We start from the raw sequence: 21,704 nt of genomic DNA, 5'->3' as shown, positions 1-21,704 counted from the left end.
TTTGTTGATTAATTTTAATTGTTCTTAAATAAAAATAGGTTAATTTCAAGGTCGTTTAATAATGTGGGGGTGGTGTTTCTTCTGCTAAGCTGGCAATATTAGATGACTGATTTGCTTGTATTTTTTGTGATAAAAGCATTAATTGTTCTTTTAATTTGCTAATATCAGCTTGTAGGTGCATGACCATCTGATTGAGTTCTTCAATGGTCATATCTTGAAATGCTACTTTGGTTTCTAATAATTCTAATCGTTGTTTCATAAGATCTTTAATAAGAGTGTGTAGGTAAAGATACATTGTAAGTAAAAATGGTTATTAAATCCATCCTCGTTCAGCAAATGACACATATTGTCCTTTACCTATCACAAGATGATCAAGAATCCGAATATCAATTAATTCACAAACTTGTTCAATCTTTTGTGTCAGGACGCGATCGGCTTGACTGGGCTCTGCAATACCAGAAGGGTGATTATGCGCTAGAATTAATGCAGCTGCATTATACTGTAATGCCTGTCTAGCAATTTCGCGTGGATGAACTTCTACACAGTTATAGGTACCAGTAAACATTTCTTCTGCAGTAATTACATGATTTTGGTTATCTAAAAAAATCACCATAAAAATTTCACGATCTTTGTTTGCTAATCGACTTGCTAAATAATGATGAGTTAAAGAAGGTGAAGTAAGGGAATTTTCTTTCATTATTTTCACTTTAAGATAGCGATGTGAAAGTTCGACAACCGCCTTTAGTTGTGTGTATTTGGCGGTACCTAAACCATGTTTTTTACAAAAATCACTGTGACTTGCATTAATTAAATTATAAAAAGAACCAAATTCATTTAATAATTTTTGTGATAATTCTAAAACAGGTATATTTCGCGTACCTGTACGTAAAAATAAGGCGAGCAATTCAGCATCACTTAATGTTTCAACCCCAAAACGTAAGAGTTTTTCACGAGGCATTAATGTTGGCGAGGGTGAGGACATAATTAGTAATTTATTCCAAAATAAGAATAAATTATTGATAAAAAGAAGGAAGTATAAAGGCCCAATTTAAAATTTTGGGAAATTAATCACAAAATACATGAATTCTTTACGAAAAAAAGCGCCGACAGGCGCTTTTGTAATGAATTTTGTTCGGTGAATTAATGACAACCACAGCCACCATGACCACCGCCACAGCAACCTGTATCTTCATCTTCATCATCGTGGCCACCACAACCGCAACCACCATGTCCATGGTCGTGCCCGTGTGCACCGTGAATGTGTCCATGTGCTATCTCTTCTTCTGTTGCTTCACGAACCGCTAATACTTCAACATTAAATTGTAGATCTTGTCCTGCTAACATATGATTACCATCAATAGTCACTGTATCGCCATCAATAGCTGTGATTTCAACCGGTAATGAGCCATGGTCGGTATCAGCAAAAAAACGCATACCAACTTCTAATTCATCAACGCCTACAAAAACATCACGAGGAACGTTTTGTACTAAAGCATCGTTAAAATCTCCATAGGCATTGATGATTTCAACATCAAATTTATCACCAACTTGATGGCCTTCTAAGGCATTTTCAAGGTCTTGTAATAAGTTTCCTGCACCTTGTAAATATTCAAGTGGTGCAGCCGCTGTTGCTTCATCAACTAAAACCCCATCTTTTGTTCTAACTTGATAAGCTAAACTAACCACCGTGTTTTTTGCTATTTTCATATTTTCTCCAACAAACTTGTATTGCGCAAATTGGCATAGATTTTAACGGAAAAAACTCCATCTGTATGCTATTTTCTTAAGTTTATTACAAATCACTATGTTTAAGATGAAACTAAATAAGGTTTTTATAAAAAATTAATTTATCAAAATTTACGTTATTGCTAAATTGGTTATTTTATATGGCCTTGTAAAAATCTTATTTACCTTAACTGTATATGACAGTAAATTATAGTGTATTAGGAAATGATGATTCGAATTTGTAGACTTAAATCAGAAGTTTGCAATCAGTTAAATTTACGATATAGAAAATAACGGGTAGGTATCACAATGTTAAATGTTAATGAATATTTTGATGGTAAAGTTAAATCAATTAGTTTTGAAAATGCTTCGGCTGGTTCTGCTTCTGTTGGTGTAATGTTACCGGGCGAATACATTTTTAGTACTATCAATCCTGAAGAAATGACAGTTATAACGGGTTCGCTTAAGGTGTTACTACCTACAGCCGATGATTGGCAAGTTTTCCAAGCAGGACAAGTTTTTCATGTTGCTGGTGAAAGCAAATTTGATGTTCAGGTTGTTGAAGCGACAGCTTATCTTTGTCGTTATTTAGCAAATTAATAAGGCTATTTTAATTTATTATGGCTTTAAGATAATTAAACATTAATTAATGCCTAGAACGATACTCCCACCAATGGGGTGGGAGTATTTTAGCGTTTTTATAACTGAATCGATAACTTATTTAAGTTCTAACTCATTCATCGCCGCGATGCTAAAGCCACCATCAACATGGATGACTTCACCCGTAATGCCTGACGATAAATTTGAACATAAGAATGCTGCTGAATTACCGACATCTTCAATCGTTACTGTACGACGAATAGGCGTTACTGATTCACAATGTGATAACATCTTTTTAAAGTCTTTAATGCCTGATGCGGCTAAAGTACGAATAGGGCCAGCAGAAATGGCATTGACACGAATACCTTCAGGTCCCATTGCATTTGCCATATAACGTACATTTGCTTCTAAAGATGCTTTAGCAAGACCCATAACATTATAATTAGGAATTGCACGTTCAGCGCCTAAATAAGAAAGCGTGACTAATGCTGAGTTAGGATTTAGCATTGAACGACAAGCTTTAGCCATCGCAACAAAGCTATAAGAGCTAATATCATGCGCAATGGCAAAACCTTCACGCGTTACCGCATTAACATAATCACCATCTAATTGATCACCTGGTGCGAAGGCGATTGCATGAACAAAACCATCGAATTTATCCCAAGTTTTAGCTAGCTCTGTAAATAATGTTGTGATGCTTTCATCATGCGCGACATCACAAGGTAAAACGATTTTAGAATTAAAATCAGCAGCAAACTCTTCAACACGGCCTTTTAATTTTTCGCTTTGATAAGTAAAAGCTAATTCTGCGCCTTCACGGTGCATCGCTTTTGCAATACCGTAAGCAATAGAACGATTACTTGCAACGCCGGTAACCAGTATGCGTTTACCTGTTAAAAATCCCATAAATTGTTCCTCTAATATTTATTACTCTATATTTTAGAATGCTGATGATTATATGTTGATATAGTTAACTTCGCTACTATAAATTTATTTTTCCTGATTTAAACATCATTTTATTTATAAAAAGTAAGTTGTTTATTGGGTTAATACTTGACTATAATAATCAACTATTAGATAGCATTGTTGGTACTTCGTGATGAAAGATAAAGATTTAGTTTGCTACAAAACGTTTCCTGTTTGGGATGCAAAAACGTTACCCGATTTGTTTCGTGAAAAACATAATACACAACTAGGCACTTGGGCAAAATTAAACATTATAAAAGGTCATATCAATTTTGATATGTTAACCGAGCAAGGCGATATCGTTTCTCAATATGTTTTTGATGTTGAACATCAGCCTCCATTTATTGAGCCTCAGCAATGGCATCGAATAGCTCAAGTTTCAGATGATTTGCAGTGCCAGTTGGCTTTTTATTGTCAACCTGAGGATTATAGCCAGAAAAAATATCAGATGACTAAAACCCATTCTGACGTGTTGGAAGTCTGTCAAATCATTCAGGCCGGAAAAGCGCTAGATTTAGGTTGTGGTTCAGGTCGTAATTCACTCTATCTACAGCTACTTGGTTTTGATGTTGATGCCGTTGATAAGTCAGAAATGAGTATTAGTAATTTACAAGAAATTATTGCAAACGATCATTTATCGCATATCAATGCATCTATTTATGATATTAACCAGGCTAATTTAAAAGGTAACTACGATTTAATTATTTCAACTGTTGTAATGATGTTTTTACAACCAGATAGAATTCCCGATATCATTCATAATATGCAAAACATAACTAAAACGGGTGGTTATAATTTAATTGTTTGCGCTATGTCAACTGATGATTTTCCTTGCACTGTAGGATTTTCGTTTACGTTTAAAGAGAATGAGTTACTTAATTATTATCAAAATTGGGACATCCTAAAATACAATGAAGATGTTGGCGAACTGCATAAAACGGATATCCATGGCAACCGAATAAAGCTCCGCTTTGCGACGCTGTTAGCCAAAAAACGATAATATTACAGGAATTTATCCTGCAATATCTTTTTAACTATTTCCCCAGTATCTTACCTACTTCAAACCATGCTTTGCGAGAGTTCAATAGATCTTGAGCAGACATTGGTTTTTTACCAGCAGGTTGTAAAAGTGTCATATTTAATGCGCCATCACTTGTTGCAATACATATTCCTTTTTTATCCGCTTGTAAAATAGTGCCAACAGGTTGATTGTTGGATGTTTTTATCACTTCTGCTTGCCATACCTTTACTGGCTCGCCATTAACGTCAAAATAACTCACAGGCCAAGGATTAAAGGCGCGAATGCAACGTTCAAGTTGCTGTGCCGATAGGTTCCAATCAAGTTTAGCTTCTTGTTTAGATAATTTTTCAGCGTAAGTAACCTGTGATGGATCTTGTTTTTCGGGTTGGATTTTTCCTTCGGTAATTAGTGTTAAGGTATCAAGTAGTCCTTGTGGACCTAATTGTGCCAGTTTGTTATATAACGTTGCACTGGTATCAGAAGGTTCAATTGGACAGGTGAGCTTATATAACATATCACCCGTATCAAGCCCGGCATCCATTTGCATAATCGTAATACCGGTTAAAGTATCACCTGCCCAACAAGCGCGTTGAATAGGAGCTGCGCCGCGCCATCTTGGTAATAATGAACCATGCACATTTAAACAACCTAGTTTAGGCATATTAAGCACAGCTTGCGGTAAAATAAGACCATATGCCACCACAATCATAATGTCGGCATTGAGCTCAGCAATGATTTTTTGATTTTCTTCAGTTTTGAGTGTAGCTGGTTGATAAACCGGAAGATGATTTTCGATGGCTAATTGTTTAACCGGACTTGCCGTTAACTTATTACCACGCCCAGCAGGACGATCGGGCTGAGTAAAAACAGCTATCACATTATGTTTCGCTTCGATTAAAGCTTGTAGGTGTTTGGCTGCAAAATCAGGGGTACCTGCAAAAATAATGTTTAATGGCTTGATATTTTGTGGCATGTATCTTTATCCATAATCAGAAAATAATGAGTGGCATTATAACTGAAATTTTCTTGAGAATCTTTAAACAGAAAGGCGCTTAATTGATAATTAGCGCCTTTGCTTCAAGATAGAGAATAAGTAAAAATTTTATAAAGGTAGATTTCGTTTAATCATACATTCTTTAAAAACTTCAAAAACTTTTTGATTTAATTTCTTACCGTATTTATAGTAAATACCATAATTAAAAAATGTCCAAAAAACACTGTCTTTATATTTTTTGGTCATATTATAACGGCGCATCAGTGTGGCATCACTCATTTTGCCAGATTCAACTTGTTTTATAGTTCTATAACATTGAAACTTAGCCAGTAATCCGATAAAAGTCAGTAAACCGATAATAATCGCGGCTGCAACCGCTAGAGCTAAAATAGTTTGTAGAAAATTCATCATTTTTTAATTCTCCTATTCATTAATTTCGTGAAGTATGTATTAATATTATCAGTTATCAATCATTATAGCCGTTAAGCTTTAAAACGGGAAGAATATTGGCACTAAAGCAATATCAACCGCCATCACTAAAAAGGTTAATGGTACGCCAACTTTAACAAAATCACTAAAACTATACCCCCCAGGCGCAACTACCATCGTTTTAACTGGCGAAGAAACGGGTGTGATAAACGACGCAGAGGTTGCGATGGCAACAGTCATAGCGAATGGATAAGGGGAATAACCAAATTTTAAGGCTAAATCAATCGCAATTGGCGCGATTAATATGGCGGTCGCTGTATTAGAAATAAATAATCCGACAATTGAACATAATAAAAAAACAAAGGTAAGTACCATATATGGACCAAAAGATCGTAAATGGACTTCAAGCCAAGCCGAAATGAGTGATATACCACCAGTTTTATTTAGTGCTAATGCAAAAGGCATCATCCCTATAATTAAAATTAATGTTGGCCAGTGTATTGACTTGTAGGCATTAGTCATATCAATGCATTTTGTTGCGCCCATTAATAAACAGGCAATAAGTGCTGCAACAACATTTGGCACAATACCGGTTACCATTAATATAATCATGATAGCTAAATTAATTAAGGCAGCATAAGCTTGTGAGCTTGCTGGAGCAATGTCATCGATATCGGAAGGATAATCGAGTACTACAAAATCACTGGTACGGGTTTGTAGTTTTTGAATTGATCCCCAATCTCCACAGACTAACAGGGTATCACTCATTTCTAATCGTTCTTGGAATAAGTTATTAGTTTCAACAGGAGCATGATTGCGCCAAATACCGATTACGGTCAAAAAATATTTACTACGAAAATCGATTTCATTAAGTGTTTTACCACATAAGCTTGATTCCGGTAATAAGGCAACTTCAGCCATACCGACCTCTTTAACTTGTTCTGAAAAATATTCACCACGCAATACCTTAGGTTCAAGATTATTGGTATTTAGAAAAGTACGATAGTCAGCTTCGGAGTGTGACATATCAAGCAGTAATATATCGTTTTCTCTAAATTCCGTTGAACCATTGACGGGAATAAGAACCTTTTGGAATTTACGCCAACGTTCAATACCAATAACATTTACGCCATGTTCACTACGCAAGTGTAGGCCATCGATGGTTCGACCAACAAAAGGTGAACCCGCTAAAATTTGCGCACGATGTGCTCGACCAATTAATTTATAGTCACGAATCAAATCCGTAATTCGTCGTCTTTGCGGTTGAATTGTTGTTGGCGCAAGTTGATCTGCGGTAAGCAACCAGTTACGAGTTAATACACAGTAAATAAGACCAACAAACAATACGCCTAAACCTATTGGCGTAATTGAGAAAAAACCAAACTCAGTTAATTTAAAATGGCTAAGTTCACTATTTACGACTAAATTTGGTGCAGTTGCAACTAAAGTCATCATACCGCTAATAAGAGCGGCAATACAAAGTGGCATCATCAATTTTTTGACATGAATACCCGTATGATTGGCAATACTGATAGCAACCGGAATAAAAATCGCAACTACGCCAGTAGAACTCATTATTGAACCGAGTAGAGCAGAGCCCAGCATAATATAAATGATGATACGAATATCGTTCTTACCCGCTATTTTTAGGATATATTCACTCATTTTAAACGATATACCGGTTCTAACTAGGCTTTCACCAATGATAAATAATAATGCAATAAGAACGATATTGGGATCGCTAAATCCGGCTAATGCTTCAGATGGTGTTAATATACCTGTAATGGTAATAGCGGTAATTGTCAGTATCGCTATTATGTCCATTCTCAATTTACTAAACGAAAATAGTAAAATTGCGATCAATAACAATATACAAATAATTAATAATGGAAAATATTGGGATAAATAATCAGGTAACAGAGCAGAAATTGATGATATTAACCCATGCTCAGATGACAATTGTTTCACAAAAGCAACTCTATGAAGTAAATACTATGTTAAACATAATACATTGATTTATTGTAATAGGGAATATTATCCAGTCAAGTTATCTTAAAATTGACCACTTTATTATTACATTTTTAACATTTTCTGCTGTTTTTTTTATAACCTATTCGCATTATGGCAAAGTAGGTGTAATTTATGCATCTAAAAGTGGAATAAAACAATAAAAGTTTTTAGGAGAAACTATGTCATCAAAAAAATCAGTAGCACAAATTATAGTCGATGTTTTAGGTGAAGCCGGAGTTAAACATTGTTATGGGATTGTGGGCGATACATTAAACCAAATTACATCTGCCATTAAAAAAAGTGATATTGAGTGGGTGCACGTTCGTCATGAGGAAGTGGGGGCTTTTGCTGCAGGCGCTGAAGCTTATCTAACTGATCAAATAACTGCATGTGCAGGTTCATGTGGACCAGGAAGCTTACACTTTATTAATGGTATTTACGAAGCGCAACGTAATAAAGTGCCGGTTATTTTATTAGCAAGCCAATTGGTTACTTCACAAAGAGGAACTGATTTTCCACAAGAAGTTGATTTTCCATCTGTTTATAAAAATTGTTCGGTATTTTGTCAGGAAATAAATGATCCAACACAAGCAAGACAAATAACCACAGCGGCAGTTCAAGCTGCGATTAATCAACGAGGCGTTGCTGTTTTAGTCATTCCTTATAATATTAGTTTAGAAAAAGTAGAAGATAATAGTGGTCATAAAATTTACCATCCTAAACCAATTATTCATCCTTCTAACGAAGAACTTAATCAAATTGCCGATATATTAAATAAAAATCATAAGATAGCAATCTTTGCCGGACAAGGCGCTCATGAGGCTCATGATGAATTAATTGGTCTTGCAGAAAAACTAAAAGCGCCAATTGTGCATACATCAAGAGCCAAAGATTTTGTTGAATATGATAACCCATATAATGTGGGTATGACTGGTATGTTTGGGGTTGAATCTGGTTCGACCGCAATCAAAGATTGTGACGTACTACTGATGTTAGGTGCTGATTTTGCTTGGTCACAATTTTACCCAAATAAAGCAATCATTATCCAAGTTGACATTGATGCTACGCATCTTGGACGACGTCATCCTGTGAGTGTGGGCGTTGTTGGTAGTACTAAACCAACAATTACTGCTTTATTGCCATTAATTAACGAAAAGCAAGAGACAGCTTTCTTAGTGAAATGTCGTGAACTATACACCAAGTCAATGAATAAATTAAATAAAAAATCAATGCCTTCAAAAGCAACCATTCATCCTCAATATTTAACTGAATTAGTGGATAAATATGCAACAGATGATGCGGTTCTTTGTGCTGATGTTGGATCTGCTATGGTTTGGGCATGTAGACATTTTAATACTAATGGTAAAAGACGCACTGTAATTAGTTTAAAACATGGCACAATGGCAAATGCGATGCCTCAAGCGTTAGGTGTACAAAAGGCATTTCCTAATCGCCAAGTCATAACTTTATCTGGTGACGGTGGTATTAGTATGTTGATGGGGGATTTATTAACCACCATCCAAGAAAAATTACCAATAAAAATTATCGTACTTAACAATGGTTCACTTAATTTTGTTGAATTAGAGCAGAAAGTAGAAGGATTGGTTGATCATTATACCGACCTACAAAACCCTAATTTTGCTAAAGTTGCTGAATCTATGGGATTGTTTGCAATAAGTGTAGAAGACTCTGATCTGCTTGAAGCAGCAATGCAATCATTTTTATCACACCCAGGCCCTGCATTGTTGGATGTGAAAACCAGCTCAAATGAGCTTGTTATGCCACCTGAAATCCAAGCGTCACAAGTGATGGGCATGGCACTTTATAGTGTAAAAGCCTCATTGCATGGCAAAATGGGAGATGTAGTTGATTTGTTAGTGGATAATTTCATTAAAAAATAATTCATGCTAAGTCGCCTAATGATGTATCATGAAGTTTAAGATAAAGGCTAATTACATGATATATTAAGATTTCTGCCGCAACATGCGGCAGAAAATCGAATTAAAAGCTCACCGCCCCTTGTTCTGCTGAAGTTAAATTTTCCCGAATTACCGAAAAAAGCTCACGGCCATAGCCATAATGAGAATCATGTAAATCAAACGCATAAGGTTGACGCTTAGCGAGTTCAGCTTCATCTACAAGTAAAGTGATTTCACCCGTTTGACCATTAACTCGAATAATATCACCCTCTTGCACTTTACTTAACAATCCCCCTTCGTAAGCTTCTGGCGTCACATGAATTGCTGCTGGTACTTTGCCTGATGCACCAGATAATCGACCATCCGTTAATAACGCAACTTTGTACCCACGATCTTGTAAAACACCGAGTGGTGTAATCAGTTTATGTAATTCAGGCATACCAATTGCTTTTGGTCCTTGATAACGCACAACAACAACACAATCTTTATCTAACTTACCTGCTTTATAATCTGCATCTAAATCATATTGACTATTAAATATTACTGCTGGTGCTTCAATTATTTGATGCTCTTTAGCGATAGCTGAGGTTTTCATAATAGCTCGCCCTAAATTGCCAGACATGACTTTTAAGCCGCCATGTGAATCAAATGGCTTTTTAATTGATGCGATAACATTTTCGTCGAGTGATTTGTTTGGACCTTCGCGGAAAATTAATTTACCATTTTCTAAAATAGGCTCTTTGGTATAGTGGCTAAGACCTCGCCCAACAACAGTTTCAACATCTTCGTGTAATAGACCACCTTCAAGCAATTCTCTGACAAGTAGTGATGTTCCTCCGGCAGCTTGAAAATAATTAATATCAGCTGGGCCATTTGGATAAATTCGACATAAGAGTGGAACAACTGTTGAAAGATCCGAAATATCATCCCAATTAACGATAATCCCAGCAGCCTTAGCCATAGCAACAATATGCATTGTTAGATTGGTTGAGCCACCTGTCGCGAGTAATGCAACTAAACCATTTACAATTACTTTTTCATCAACCATTTTACCAACAGGCATATAATTACCTGATTGATTTGTGAGGCGGGTAATTTGCTGCGCGGCTGCATTAGTTAACTCAAAACGTAATGCTGTTTCTGGATGGACAAATGCGGCTCCGGGTAAATGTAATCCCATAAGTTCAATGACCATTTGATTACTATTTGCGGTGCCATAAAAAGTACACGTTCCACTGGTATGGTATGACGCTGATTCAGATTCTAATAAATCTTCGCGAGAAGCTTTTCCTTCTGAATAGAGCTGGCGTATACGAACTTTTTCTTTATTTGGCAAACCTGAAGGCATTGGGCCGGCTGGTATAAAAATAGCAGGTAAGTGCCCAAAAGTGAGCGCGCCGATAAATAATCCTGGTACAATTTTATCACATATACCAAGATATAAAGCGCCATCAAACATATTGTGTGACAAACCAATAGCAACTGACATAGCAATGATATCTCGACTCATTAACGAAAGTTCCATCCCCGGCTCACCTTGCGTAACGCCATCACACATGGCCGGTACACCGCCAGCCATTTGGCCAACAGCACCTAGTTTATGCAGCACTTTTCGTATCTGTTCTGGATAAAACTCATAAGGTTTATGCGCTGATAACATATCGTTATAAGCACTAATAATGCCAATATTACTTTTTAATATATTTTTTAAGTCATTTTTATCATCAATACAACAAGCGGCAAAACCATGTGCTAAATTACTGCAAGGCAGATTGGCTCGATTGACTCTGTTAGACATGGCATGTTCTATTTTCTGTAAATAAGCTTCACGCGAAGCTTTTGAGCGCGCTATAATACGCTGTGTAACTGCTTGAACTGTTGGATTCACATTAACCTCTTAATTTTTATTGTTATATTCTTTTAATTTTTATATGTTAAAAGCAGTGGCAAATTGAACGGATGACGTTTTCAGTATCGTTGATAACCCCTGCTAATGGCTGTTCGATATTGATGGTATAAACCTCTTTTTCATCAGGCGTCGGCTCTTCTAAGGTATCAAATTGTGATTGCAACATATTGGCTTTTTGATAATGCCCTTCACGTTTTGCTAACCGTTCAGCAATAACATCAAAGCTGCCTTTTAAGTATATAAAGTGAACATTTTCATTTTCACCCCGAATAATATCTCGATAGCGTTTTTTTAACGATGAACAAATTATGATCGAAATATTATTAACATTACTCATTGCAAATGCTGCATTACTGATTAAATGAAGCCAAGGCATACGATCTTCATCATTTAATGGGATACCATTACGCATTTTTATGATATTTGCTTTAGAGTGTAAAAAATCACCATCAAGAAAAGCAGCATCAAAGTCATAAGCCACTTGCTTTGCGACTGCTGATTTTCCACAACCAGATACTCCCATAAAAACAAAAACTTGTTTATTTTTTTTAGTCATTGTTTATCCTTATTATTCCTTTGTTACGGGTAACATTTTGTCACATTAATCTTTTTTTGCAATAGATAAAACATTTTTTTGTGATCGTGATCAGATTTTATCTTTTGCTATCTCAATTAGATGGAGATGATTTATTTCTCTTTATTTGAAAAAAATAGATTTCGATCACAAAACTTATTATTGCTGTTTGCTTTTATATTCGAAAGAAAATAATCTTTCGAATATAGCTTTTGTTTTCGAAATAACATAAATCAAGTATGGAGATTAATTATGAAAAAATGCCGGCTTCTTTTCGAAGACAACCTTGTTTTTAAAAATCAATTAGAAGCATTAACCTATATCAGTCAGCAATTGCAGCAAAAAACAATTGTTAAAAAAAGTCATTTGCAAGCACTTATCGCAAGAGAAAATGCCTTTCCAACCGGCATTGCATTTGATAATTATGCTGTTGCGATTCCTCACTGTGAAGCTGAACATGCCAATACCCCTGCTATTTTTATTTTGCGAACAGGCTCACCGGTTGCTTTCAATCGGGCTGATGATGATAGTTTAGTTGATGTCTCGCTAATTATTTCGTTAGTTGTTACCTCGCCTGCAGATCAATTAGCGCTTTTAAAAGCCTTATTTACTAATTTGCAACATGAAGAATTTTATCAGTTTCTTCTAAATGCATCGCAAGAACAAATTACGACGCATTTTGAAAATGTAATATTTCATCAATGAGTTACAGGAGTTTTTATGAAAAAAAAGATTATTGTTGCCTGTGGTGGTGCTGTTGCAACTTCGACATTAGCCGCGGAAGAAATAAAAGAACTATGCAATGAAAATAATATTCAACTTGATCTTATTCAATGTCGTATAAACGAAATAAACACGTTTATTGATGATGTCGACTTAATTTGTACTACAGCAAAGATGGATCAACAGTTTGGTGATATTCCTATTGTACATGGCATGCCTTTTGTGTCTGGTGTAGGTATCGATCAACTTAAACAAAAAATCTTATCTATTTTAAAAGGATAAATCTATGTTTACTGAAATTATGCAGTACATTTTGGATCTAGGTCCATCAGTAATGTTACCTATTGTCATTATCCTATTTTCGTTAGCATTAAGAATGAAACTGGGTGATTCATTAAAAGCTGGAATCCATATAGGTATTGGTTTTGTCGGTATTGGATTGGTTGTTGGTTTATTAACTAGTTCGGTCGGACCTGCGGCGCAAGCAATGGCGGAACGGTTTGATATTAGTCTTAGTATTGTTGATGTTGGATGGCCAGGTGCAGCGCCAATGACTTGGGCCTCACAAATTGCCTTAGTTGCCATTCCTATCGCCATTGTCGTCAATATAGTTATGTTAATTTTAAAATTGACGCGTGTGGTGAATGTTGATATTTGGAACATTTGGCATATGACCTTCAGCGGGGCGCTGGTTTATATTGCAACCGGCTCTTACTGGCTAGGTATTGCTGGCGTGGTTGTACATGCAATTATTGCTTATAAATTGGGGGATTGGTTTGCTAAAGATACCAAAGATTTTTTTGAACTTGACGGCATTGCCGTGCCACATGGTACTTCGGCCTATTGTGGACCGATAGCGGTATTTGTCGATGCGGTGATTGAAAAAATACCTGGCATTAGAAAGATTAATTTCAATGCGGTAGATATGCAAAAAAGATTTGGCGCATTTGGCGAGCCAGTCACAGTTGGTCTATTTATGGGGATTTTATTAGGCGTATTAGCCGGTTATGGGGTTAAACAGACCTTGCAACTTGCGATTCAAACCGCGGCAGTCATGTTATTAATGCCAAGAGTGATTAAACCCATCATGGATGGATTAACCCCCATTTCTAAACAAGCACGTAAACATTTACAGTCAAAATTTGGCGGGCAAGACTTTTTAATTGGTTTAGATCCTGCCTTATTACTCGGTCACTCAACAGTCGTATCTGCCAGTTTAATTTTTATTCCATTAAGTATTTTTATTGCCATTGTGCTGCCCGGTAATGAGGTATTACCTTTTGGTGATTTAGCAACAATTGGCTTTTTTATCGCAATGGGTGTGGCGATTCATCAAGGCAATCTGTTTAGGATTATTATTTCCGGTTCAATCATTATTGCTATTACGCTTTGGATTGCAACTCAAATGGTGCCACTAACCACTCAGCTTGCCGTCAATGCCGGTACTATTACTGCTGGTAATGGCATCTCGGTTGGTGCGATGGATCAAGGTGGTTCGCCTATTACCTATATCATGGTTCAGTTAGTTAATTTAAATCAACCTATTGGTTTTGCAGTTATTGGTATCTTTTATTTGTTCTGCCTGTATTTAACCTGGAAACGGGCACAAAAACATAAATTATTGCAACAGCAAATAATAGCAAAAGACCAGATAAATCAATAAATTAGAAGTTACACTTTAAAAAAAATTAACTGGCTTTGACTATGCGTAATAAGTCAAAGCAATACATTAACAAAATGTGATGACTAACGTAAGGAAATGAAAATGAAAACGGTTATTGTCAATGAAGGCGGAACTTTAGCTGTACAACATGTTGAAGTACCTAAAATAACCTCGCAAAATCAAATTTTAGTAAAAGTGGCTTATTGTGGTTTATGTGGTTCTGATATCCCAAGAATCTTTCATCATGCTGCACATTTTTATCCAATTACACTGGGTCATGAGTTTAGTGGTACCGTGGTTGAAAAAGGCGAGGCAGTCACAGGCTTTGCGATTGGTGATTTGATCTCTTGTGTGCCTTTATTGCCTTGTTTTAAATGTGATGAATGCCAAAAACACTATTATTCACTGTGTAAAAACTATACCTTTGTCGGATCAAGAATGGCAGGTGGATTTGCTCAATATATAGTATTAGATCAAAAAAACGCATTTAAATTACCCGAAGGAGTAAATGCATTGGAAGGCGCTTTTTTTGAGCCAATGACAGTGGGTATGCATGCACTATTATTGGCTAAAGGATGCCAAGATAAAAATTTAGTGATTGTTGGTGGTGGCACAATAGGGTTACTTACCCTGTTATGTGCCAAAGCGATGGGGGCTAAATCGATTACGGTTGTTGATATCAATGATGAGCGTTTAAAACTAGCTCAAAAATTAGGCGCTGATGCTGTCTATAATTCTAAAGATTTAACCGCTCAAGATATTCATCAAGCTTTGTCATCATGCCGTTTTGAGCAAATTGTTTTAGAAACTGCAGGATCGCCTATTACGGTTAAATTAGCTATCGAGATTGCCGGTCCTAGGGCCAAGGTCTGTTTGATTGGCACACTGCATAATGATCTTACCTTGCCAGAAAAAACATTTGGTTTGATTTTAAGGAAGGAGCTTGCAATCTTAGGTAGTTGGATGAACTATTCCGATCCTTGGCCTGGTAAAGAGTGGCAACTGGTGAGCCAATTTTTTGTAGACGGCAAAATTAAGCTTGATGATCTCATTGCTGTGATTGGTGATTTTGACGCTTTTGTTCATGAAGTGAGTAGTTTGAATGGACAACCCATGAATGGCAAAATTTTATTGAATTGCCGTTAGAATTTTAAATTAATTCCACCATGAAAAAGAGCGCTTATCTTTTGATTTTGTTTGTTATACACTGCTGAAAAATTTTCGAAAAAGGAAATAATATGAATGCAAGTGAAAGACGACAACAGATATTAGCGCTTATTAATATGAAAGGTACTTTATTGGTGAGTGATTTATCTCAGCAATATGATGTTTCAGAAGTCACGATTCGAACTGATCTCAGATTGCTAGAAAAACAAGGCGTATTAATACGTTTTCATGGTGGCGCAACTAAAATCGTTGATAATGGAGAAATGAAATCGTTTAAAGAGTTGCAATTAGAAGAGCGCTATCAGCGATTTATAGAAGCAAAAAAACGTATTGCAATTGAAGCAGTTAAACATGTTAAAGAAGGTGATACAATTATTTTAGATAGCGGTAGTACAACTATGCTAATAGCTGAAGAGCTGGTAAAACTAAAACATATTACAGTGATTACCAATAGTCTGACGTCAGCATTTATCTTATCAGACAATAGTGACATCATGTTGTTTATGTGTGGAGGTACGCTCAGACACAAAACACGTTCTTTTCATGGAAAAATTGCTGAGCAATCATTAGCCGGCATTTCAGCAGATATTTTGTTTGTTGGCGCAGACGGGATTGATGCTGAAAGAGGAATAACAACGTTTAATGAAGGTTATACTATAAGTAGCGTTATGGCTAAAGCTGCAAAACATGTGATTGCGGTTTTAGATTCATCAAAGTTTGGGCGTAATGGTATCAATGTTGTGTTACCTATGAGCCAGCTTGATGTAATTATTACAGATGTTGATGTTAATAGTCGATGTAAACAAGAATTTGAAGCAAAAGGTGTTGGTTTTATAGTTGTATAAAATACAAGGATGATGGGATTTCGATGGAATGTCGTTTATAAAAAAATCATCAATTTCAGCTTATCCAATTTAAGCAAAGACTAATACTGTTACAAACTTTTTTCTTACATCATATTAACCAAATTAAGTAAGTTGAATATTTCTCATAAACAATAGTAGAGCATCATTTGTGTAGGAAAAAAACATGATATTAACCATTACAATGAACCCTTCGGTGGATATCTCTTATCCACTGGCAAAATTTAACATTAATGATATTAATCGAGTAAAAGACGTCAGAAAAACAGCCGGAGGGAAGGGACTGAATGTAACTCGGGGGATTAAATATTCGGGGATAGATGTATTAGCTTCGGGTATTGTTGGTGGCACTACGGGTGAATATATTCAAAAAAAATTGACTGAAGATGATATTAAATATGATTTTTATATTACAAAACAGGAATCAAGAAATTGTATAGCGATTTTACATGAGGGGAATCAAACTGAAATTCTTGAATCAGGCCCTATACTTACTGAACAAGATGTGATTCATTTTTTCAATCATTATCAAACACTATTAAGTCAGGCCAAAGTAATCACAATTTCTGGATCGTTGCCCCAAGGTTTTCCTGTTAATTTTTATGCTCAACTTATTGAAAAAGCGAATAAAAACAATATTCCCGTTTTACTTGATTCATCTGGCAACATGCTGCATGAGGTGTTAATCTCCCAAAATAAACCATATTTGATTAAACCCAATAAGAGTGAACTACAACAAATTCTACAAGTTAATATTGATGAACAAAATATTGATTCACTGATTTCAGCGGTCAATCATCCTTTGTTGGATAACATCGCTTTTGTCATTGTATCATTGGGTAAAAATGGCGCCTTTGCTCGTTGTCATGGACAATATTATCGAGTCACAATTCCTAAAATTAATGTGGTTAATCCTGTCGGTTCTGGAGATGTAACTTTAGCTGGGCTGGCTGTTGGTATTCACCAACATGAACCGGTAGAGGTGATGCTTAAACGAGCTATGACGATGGGCATGTTAAATACGATGGAGTCACAAACTGGTTTTGTCAATATGCAAAACTATGATGGCTATTTCCAGCAAGTTGTTGTCCAACAAGTAATGGATCAATAACGCTTGAAAAGGCGGGGCTATTTAACTTATTTCATCTTAATAAATACTAAAAAGCACAATAATAAAGTTAGCAGATAACGACTTTTGATATTTATCACTTGTTAACTAATTCAATGGTGAGTTCATGTGGCTATGCAGTCGCAACCTGTTGTAATACTTGTGACAATATCAGCAGCGTATTGTTGTGTTGAGATTGAATGTTTAATGAGTCTCTATACAGGTATGGCAAAAGTGATTGATTGACGTTATTTGCATTAAATGGAAATCAGTTAATGCAAAAATCGATAGAAGAGTAAATTCAATGTAGTCGTACAGGAAAATTATAATATGCAAGCTAAAGGACTTCTTTTTGATTTAGATGGGACATTAGTCAACTCATTATCAGCAGTTGAGCGTTGTTGGTTAAAATTTGCCAAGCGTCATCATCTAAATCATGATTATGTGTTGACTTCAATTCATGGGCGTAAAGCGATTGACAATATAAAGCTTTTTTTACCGGATAAACCTAATGAAGAGATAAAACAAGAGTTTAACTGGATGGAGCAATTAGAATCACAAGACTTAGATGGCATAAGTGAAATACCCGGCGCGAGTAAATTTTTACAATTGTTATCATCGCAAAATATACCTTGGGGCATTGTGACTTCTGGCACTAAAATAGTTGCTGAATCTCGATTCAACCTGCTTGGCGTAGCGAAACCACCCGTTTTTATCACGGGTGAAATGGTAGCAAAGACTAAACCTGCTCCGGACGGTTACTTACAAGGCGCAAAAGCACTTGGATTACTTACTGAGCAATGTATTGTTTTTGAGGATTCGATTGCGGGAATACAATCTGCTTTTAATGCTAAATGCCAAGTTATTGGTGTTAATTTACTGAATTGTGCTCAGGCAAACGTTGCATTGAACATTAATAGTTTTGATGAATTAATCATTAAAAAAGTTATGCCAACGGATATTGTGATTTCAAAAATTAATGCTGAATAACCTTAGATAAACATAATGGATAGTAAGCATAAAACGCAGTTAACAGTTTTTGCTTACTATTAATAAATAACACTATTTGCTGATATCATCCATCACTTGTTTGAAGGTGGTGAATGAGCAAAGTCCCATTGCATTTGTTGGGCATTTTGTCATGTTTAAGGTGACTTTTTGTGGTGGATTATCACGATTCAATGGTGATAAGTTGCGAATTTGATCTGTAGATTGATAAACATACTCAATTTTCATAAATTTTTCGCCACTACTGTTGTTTCGCCATTTTTCGAATACCACTTTGCCGCCAATAGGTGTTGTTTCAAACTGGTTTGGTAAGTTATAAGGTTGAATCTGCAGTGTTGAAAATAAAGAAGCTACATTGGAGTCATGCCCTACTAAAAAAGTAAACTTTATAGTTGAGTCATTTTCAGTGAATGCTTGATTAATATAATTAACTAAATTTGCAGCGACGTGTTTTGCCACAACAGGTGAGCCAAACAGAACCTTATTATAATCTTCTTTAATGGCAACTAGTTGTTTAAATTGCTGCTCATTTTTTATTTTGCCCCAAGCTACTTTTGCTAAAGGTACGCCTTCATAGTATTGTAATATAAAGGCATCGGCAATAGATGTTCCTGTTCGTAGTGGTCCAGTAATACCAGGTTCTTTACCTTTTTCGATGATCAATTGTGTTGGTAAAGCAATAAAGTCACATTGCTTGTTGTTTAAACAATCTTTTGATTTTGGATAATTGATGACATTAGCCATGTCTCGATAGGCTTTATTTAGCTTTTTATTTAACCCGTCAATACCATTAGAATCTGCATTTTGATTAATTGAATTAATCGCAGCTTGTTTAAATTCAGGACTATCATCTCGAATAACAGGGAAAAACAGTGGATCCATCGTACCGAGTTTTTCTTTATGAATAATAGGCACTATGCAGCCAGGAAAAGCACCAACCGCAAAATATTGTCCGGTCGCAATTGTTCGTTGAAGGCTGTTGGTATAAATGTAAACATCTTTTTCAGTTGGGCAACTATCGGCATTTAATAATTTATTATCCACAAGCCATTGGCTAAAATAGTGACCAAAATATGTTTCTAACACACCGCCGCGTATGGTCAAATAACTCGCTGGTGTATCCCATTGTGGCCATTGGTTTGGCGTGACTTTCCCTAGTGTGCTTGTTGGACTGGCTAATGGTGCACGTAAACCATGACGGCTAAATACGACCACTTGTTCTAAAGTATAATCATCTAGCGTATCTGTTGCATATGTTGAAAATGACAACAATGCTGTTAAACCTAATATTCCTTTAAATAGGATTTGTTTCATATGACCTCCTTTTATGTCATTTAAAAACGTGAGTTATAACATTGTTATACTCTTTTGGTTATAGCATAAAAATATTCTTTAGGCGTGGTTTAGTGATCATAATTATGCTTTGTTCAGCATTTAGCAAAAATAATGATCATCATATTCTTTTGATTTATATACCACTTTACCATTAACAATAGTTGCAACTAGTTCATTTCGCTTATTAAGTAAGACTAAATTAGCTAATTTATTGATGGAAATACTACCTAAATCTTCATCAATACCTAATGCTTTTGCTGGGTAATAGCTAGCATGTAGCCATGCTTGTTCAAAACAAATATCTGTAAATTTAGCAAAATTGTTAACAGCACGATCCAGCGTTAATACACTTCCAGCAAGACTTCCTTCATCGGTGCGTACAACATTATCTTGCATATGTACGACTAATTTGCCTAATTGATAATCTCCATTAGGCATACCGGTTGCTCGCATAGCATCCGTGATGAGCAATAAATTTTTACCACAACATTTGTGAGCAATGGCAACAGCTGCAGGATGAACATGGTGGCCATCAACAATGATTTCTGCTTGGCAATTGTCAATACTGAGTGCTGCGCCAACAACACCGGGATTACGATGCTGTAAACCTGACATCCCATTATAACAATGTACTACGCCACTTGCGCCGGCCAACAGTGCCGCTTTAGTAGTTGAATAGTCTGCATCAGTATGTCCTAGCATGACACGTATTTTTTGGCTAGATAACCATTTGATTATCGCTATCGATTCAGGATATTCAGGCGCTAAAGCGATGCACTTTAATGTCCCTTCTGCAAGTTTTAACCATTTTTCAATGAGTAATTGATTGGGGGCATGTAGTAGTTCTTGTGGGTGTGCACCTTTGTGTGTTGCGGTAAAAAAAGGTCCTTCTAGATATGACCCAAGTAAGGTTGCACCAGATACCCCTTGTTTAATACTATTTTTTACTTGTATTAAAGCCGCTTCAATTTTTTCATGACTTTCCGTTACTGTTGTTGCCAAAAAAGCACCTACACCACGCTGTGCTAGAAAACGACTCATGGTATCAAGAGCGGTATGCGTTGCATCCATCGTATCTGCACCCATTACGCCATGAATATGGGTATCAATTAGTGCTGGTAATACTTTAATCTCATTGACACTGGGTTTATCACTAAGTTCAATATCGGTGATTCTATCTTTTTCAATAGTGATAATGGCATTTTCTAACCAACCAATAGGTGTTAAAACTTGTTTTGCATGAATTTGCTTAGATGCCATCTGAACATTCCTTCTCATAAGTTGATTTTTTTTGTTGTTCATGCCATAAGCTACTAATACTTTTATCGGCATTTTCAACAATTTTTAAACGTAAGGTTTGCAAATCCAATTCATCGCGTTGTAACAATATTTCTAATAATAGCGGCATATTAATACCACTAATCACCTCGATTTTCTCAAATTCGAAGCTAAGCGTAGCCGATAGTTTAAAAGGAGATCCACCAACAATGTCGGTCAAAAAAATGACGCCTTCACCGGTATCGTTTGATTTTAATGATGCTTTGAGCTGTTGTTCAAGTTGTTCACTACTCATCCCATCAGGAAAATCAACTGCGCTAAATTGTATTTGCTCGCCAATAATTTGTGTTGCAGCCTGAAAAAGGCCGGTAGCAAAGCTACCGTGACCGGTTAATATCACACCTATCATAAT

At 36.0% G+C, this 21,704-nt stretch carries 22 protein-coding genes; 10 read left to right on the top strand and 12 right to left on the bottom strand.

The annotated features are described in order from the left end of the window. Positions 1-55: 55 nt before the first annotated feature. From J3U57_RS08430 to slyD, 3 genes are all read right to left on the bottom strand, one after another. A complete protein-coding gene (locus J3U57_RS08430) occupies positions 56-259 on the bottom strand; it encodes a SlyX family protein (protein ID WP_416379596.1) in 204 nt (67 codons plus the stop codon). A 54-nt stretch (positions 260-313) separates the two neighbouring features. Next, on the bottom strand, positions 314-982 hold the full coding sequence (gene radC / locus J3U57_RS08425; RefSeq protein ID WP_267344398.1) for a RadC family protein: 669 nt from the start codon (positions 980-982) through the stop codon (positions 314-316). A 158-nt stretch (positions 983-1,140) separates the two neighbouring features. Then, entirely contained in the window at positions 1,141-1,707 is a 567-nt protein-coding gene (slyD, locus tag J3U57_RS08420) for a peptidylprolyl isomerase (RefSeq protein WP_267333929.1), read from the bottom strand. A 327-nt stretch (positions 1,708-2,034) separates the two neighbouring features. Between slyD and ppnP the strand changes: the two genes are divergently transcribed. After that, complete coding sequence (gene ppnP, locus J3U57_RS08415; protein WP_065634467.1) at positions 2,035-2,325, top strand: pyrimidine/purine nucleoside phosphorylase; 291 nt, start codon at positions 2,035-2,037, stop codon at positions 2,323-2,325. A 117-nt stretch (positions 2,326-2,442) separates the two neighbouring features. On the opposite strand, the gene fabI is transcribed toward ppnP, so the two are convergent. Next, the gene (gene fabI / locus J3U57_RS08410) at positions 2,443-3,231 is read right to left on the bottom strand and encodes an enoyl-ACP reductase FabI (RefSeq protein ID WP_267333928.1); all 789 of its coding nucleotides are present in this window, start codon (positions 3,229-3,231) and stop codon (positions 2,443-2,445) included. 193 nt (positions 3,232-3,424) lie between these two features. On the opposite strand from fabI, the gene tehB reads away from it, so the two are divergent. Next, a complete protein-coding gene (gene tehB, locus J3U57_RS08405) occupies positions 3,425-4,291 on the top strand; it encodes an SAM-dependent methyltransferase TehB (RefSeq protein WP_267344399.1) in 867 nt (288 codons plus the stop codon). A gap of 34 nt (positions 4,292-4,325) precedes the next feature. Here tehB and fmt read toward each other — a convergent pair whose 3' ends face one another. The 3 genes from fmt to J3U57_RS08390 all read right to left on the bottom strand — a co-directional run bounded on the left by fmt (position 4,326) and on the right by J3U57_RS08390 (position 7,613). Continuing rightward, positions 4,326-5,285 (bottom strand): methionyl-tRNA formyltransferase, encoded by a 960-nt coding sequence (fmt, locus tag J3U57_RS08400; RefSeq protein WP_267344400.1) that lies wholly within the window; start codon positions 5,283-5,285, stop codon positions 4,326-4,328. 129 nt (positions 5,286-5,414) lie between these two features. Further along, positions 5,415-5,717, bottom strand: coding sequence for a hypothetical protein (locus tag J3U57_RS08395; protein ID WP_065634471.1), 303 nt, complete (start codon positions 5,715-5,717; stop codon positions 5,415-5,417). 78 nt (positions 5,718-5,795) lie between these two features. Next, on the bottom strand, positions 5,796-7,613 hold the full coding sequence (locus tag J3U57_RS08390; protein WP_369126357.1) for an SLC13 family permease: 1,818 nt from the start codon (positions 7,611-7,613) through the stop codon (positions 5,796-5,798). A gap of 311 nt (positions 7,614-7,924) precedes the next feature. Here J3U57_RS08390 and J3U57_RS08385 point away from each other — a divergent pair, with 311 nt between their 5' ends. After that, positions 7,925-9,646: a thiamine pyrophosphate-dependent enzyme gene (locus tag J3U57_RS08385; protein ID WP_065634472.1), complete on the top strand. Its 1,722-nt coding sequence runs from the start codon at positions 7,925-7,927 to the stop codon at positions 9,644-9,646. Positions 9,647-9,746: 100 nt separating this feature from the next. Here J3U57_RS08385 and edd read toward each other — a convergent pair whose 3' ends face one another. Beyond that, the gene (gene edd, locus J3U57_RS08380; RefSeq protein WP_267333925.1) at positions 9,747-11,552 is read right to left on the bottom strand and encodes a phosphogluconate dehydratase; all 1,806 of its coding nucleotides are present in this window, start codon (positions 11,550-11,552) and stop codon (positions 9,747-9,749) included. A gap of 46 nt (positions 11,553-11,598) precedes the next feature. Next, the gene (locus tag J3U57_RS08375; protein WP_267344402.1) at positions 11,599-12,129 is read right to left on the bottom strand and encodes a gluconokinase, GntK/IdnK-type; all 531 of its coding nucleotides are present in this window, start codon (positions 12,127-12,129) and stop codon (positions 11,599-11,601) included. Positions 12,130-12,399: 270 nt separating this feature from the next. Here J3U57_RS08375 and gatA point away from each other — a divergent pair, with 270 nt between their 5' ends. From gatA to J3U57_RS08340, 7 genes are all read left to right on the top strand, one after another. After that, positions 12,400-12,852: a PTS galactitol transporter subunit IIA gene (gene gatA / locus J3U57_RS08370; protein WP_267344404.1), complete on the top strand. Its 453-nt coding sequence runs from the start codon at positions 12,400-12,402 to the stop codon at positions 12,850-12,852. A gap of 15 nt (positions 12,853-12,867) precedes the next feature. Further along, a complete protein-coding gene (gatB, locus tag J3U57_RS08365) occupies positions 12,868-13,152 on the top strand; it encodes a PTS galactitol transporter subunit IIB (protein ID WP_065634476.1) in 285 nt (94 codons plus the stop codon). Between the two features lie 4 nt (positions 13,153-13,156). Continuing rightward, complete coding sequence (locus tag J3U57_RS08360; protein ID WP_267344405.1) at positions 13,157-14,533, top strand: PTS galactitol transporter subunit IIC; 1,377 nt, start codon at positions 13,157-13,159, stop codon at positions 14,531-14,533. 102 nt (positions 14,534-14,635) lie between these two features. Beyond that, a complete protein-coding gene (locus J3U57_RS08355; RefSeq protein ID WP_267344406.1) occupies positions 14,636-15,679 on the top strand; it encodes an alcohol dehydrogenase catalytic domain-containing protein in 1,044 nt (347 codons plus the stop codon). A gap of 92 nt (positions 15,680-15,771) precedes the next feature. Then, a complete protein-coding gene (locus tag J3U57_RS08350; protein ID WP_267344407.1) occupies positions 15,772-16,545 on the top strand; it encodes a DeoR/GlpR family DNA-binding transcription regulator in 774 nt (257 codons plus the stop codon). A 184-nt stretch (positions 16,546-16,729) separates the two neighbouring features. Beyond that, positions 16,730-17,674, top strand: a complete 945-nt coding sequence (locus tag J3U57_RS08345; RefSeq protein WP_267344408.1) for a hexose kinase — start codon at positions 16,730-16,732, stop codon at positions 17,672-17,674. A gap of 327 nt (positions 17,675-18,001) precedes the next feature. Continuing rightward, positions 18,002-18,661: an HAD-IA family hydrolase gene (locus J3U57_RS08340; protein ID WP_267344409.1), complete on the top strand. Its 660-nt coding sequence runs from the start codon at positions 18,002-18,004 to the stop codon at positions 18,659-18,661. Positions 18,662-18,733: 72 nt separating this feature from the next. On the opposite strand, the gene agp is transcribed toward J3U57_RS08340, so the two are convergent. The 3 genes from agp to agaF form a co-directional block, all read right to left on the bottom strand. After that, positions 18,734-19,993 (bottom strand): bifunctional glucose-1-phosphatase/inositol phosphatase, encoded by a 1,260-nt coding sequence (gene agp / locus J3U57_RS08335; RefSeq protein WP_267344410.1) that lies wholly within the window; start codon positions 19,991-19,993, stop codon positions 18,734-18,736. Between the two features lie 120 nt (positions 19,994-20,113). Continuing rightward, the gene (nagA, locus tag J3U57_RS08330) at positions 20,114-21,274 is read right to left on the bottom strand and encodes an N-acetylglucosamine-6-phosphate deacetylase (RefSeq protein ID WP_267344411.1); all 1,161 of its coding nucleotides are present in this window, start codon (positions 21,272-21,274) and stop codon (positions 20,114-20,116) included. Next, positions 21,264-21,701 (bottom strand): PTS galactosamine/N-acetylgalactosamine transporter subunit IIA, encoded by a 438-nt coding sequence (gene agaF / locus J3U57_RS08325; RefSeq protein WP_267333915.1) that lies wholly within the window; start codon positions 21,699-21,701, stop codon positions 21,264-21,266. The genes nagA and agaF overlap by 11 nt, the downstream gene beginning before the upstream one ends. Positions 21,702-21,704 lie beyond the last annotated feature (3 nt).

Source organism: Gilliamella sp. B3464 (assembly GCF_026536145.1).
Lineage (GTDB): Bacteria > Pseudomonadota > Gammaproteobacteria > Enterobacterales > Orbaceae > Gilliamella.
This window is presented reverse-complemented; position numbering and strand designations above follow the sequence as displayed.

Coding starts and splice junctions, on each gene's coding strand:
- J3U57_RS08430 (WP_416379596.1), bottom strand. CDS start 259: ATGAAACAACGATTAGAATTATTAGAAACCAAAGTAGCATTTCAAGAT.
- radC (WP_267344398.1), bottom strand. CDS start 982: ATGTCCTCACCCTCGCCAACATTAATGCCTCGTGAAAAACTCTTACGT.
- slyD (WP_267333929.1), bottom strand. CDS start 1,707: ATGAAAATAGCAAAAAACACGGTGGTTAGTTTAGCTTATCAAGTTAGA.
- ppnP (WP_065634467.1), top strand. CDS start 2,035: ATGTTAAATGTTAATGAATATTTTGATGGTAAAGTTAAATCAATTAGT.
- fabI (WP_267333928.1), bottom strand. CDS start 3,231: ATGGGATTTTTAACAGGTAAACGCATACTGGTTACCGGCGTTGCAAGT.
- tehB (WP_267344399.1), top strand. CDS start 3,425: ATGAAAGATAAAGATTTAGTTTGCTACAAAACGTTTCCTGTTTGGGAT.
- fmt (WP_267344400.1), bottom strand. CDS start 5,285: ATGCCACAAAATATCAAGCCATTAAACATTATTTTTGCAGGTACCCCT.
- J3U57_RS08395 (WP_065634471.1), bottom strand. CDS start 5,717: ATGATGAATTTTCTACAAACTATTTTAGCTCTAGCGGTTGCAGCCGCG.
- J3U57_RS08385 (WP_065634472.1), top strand. CDS start 7,925: ATGTCATCAAAAAAATCAGTAGCACAAATTATAGTCGATGTTTTAGGT.
- J3U57_RS08375 (WP_267344402.1), bottom strand. CDS start 12,129: ATGACTAAAAAAAATAAACAAGTTTTTGTTTTTATGGGAGTATCTGGT.
- gatA (WP_267344404.1), top strand. CDS start 12,400: ATGAAAAAATGCCGGCTTCTTTTCGAAGACAACCTTGTTTTTAAAAAT.
- gatB (WP_065634476.1), top strand. CDS start 12,868: ATGAAAAAAAAGATTATTGTTGCCTGTGGTGGTGCTGTTGCAACTTCG.
- J3U57_RS08360 (WP_267344405.1), top strand. CDS start 13,157: ATGTTTACTGAAATTATGCAGTACATTTTGGATCTAGGTCCATCAGTA.
- J3U57_RS08355 (WP_267344406.1), top strand. CDS start 14,636: ATGAAAACGGTTATTGTCAATGAAGGCGGAACTTTAGCTGTACAACAT.
- J3U57_RS08350 (WP_267344407.1), top strand. CDS start 15,772: ATGAATGCAAGTGAAAGACGACAACAGATATTAGCGCTTATTAATATG.
- J3U57_RS08345 (WP_267344408.1), top strand. CDS start 16,730: ATGATATTAACCATTACAATGAACCCTTCGGTGGATATCTCTTATCCA.
- J3U57_RS08340 (WP_267344409.1), top strand. CDS start 18,002: ATGCAAGCTAAAGGACTTCTTTTTGATTTAGATGGGACATTAGTCAAC.
- agp (WP_267344410.1), bottom strand. CDS start 19,993: ATGAAACAAATCCTATTTAAAGGAATATTAGGTTTAACAGCATTGTTG.
- nagA (WP_267344411.1), bottom strand. CDS start 21,274: ATGGCATCTAAGCAAATTCATGCAAAACAAGTTTTAACACCTATTGGT.
- agaF (WP_267333915.1), bottom strand. CDS start 21,701: ATGATAGGTGTGATATTAACCGGTCACGGTAGCTTTGCTACCGGCCTT.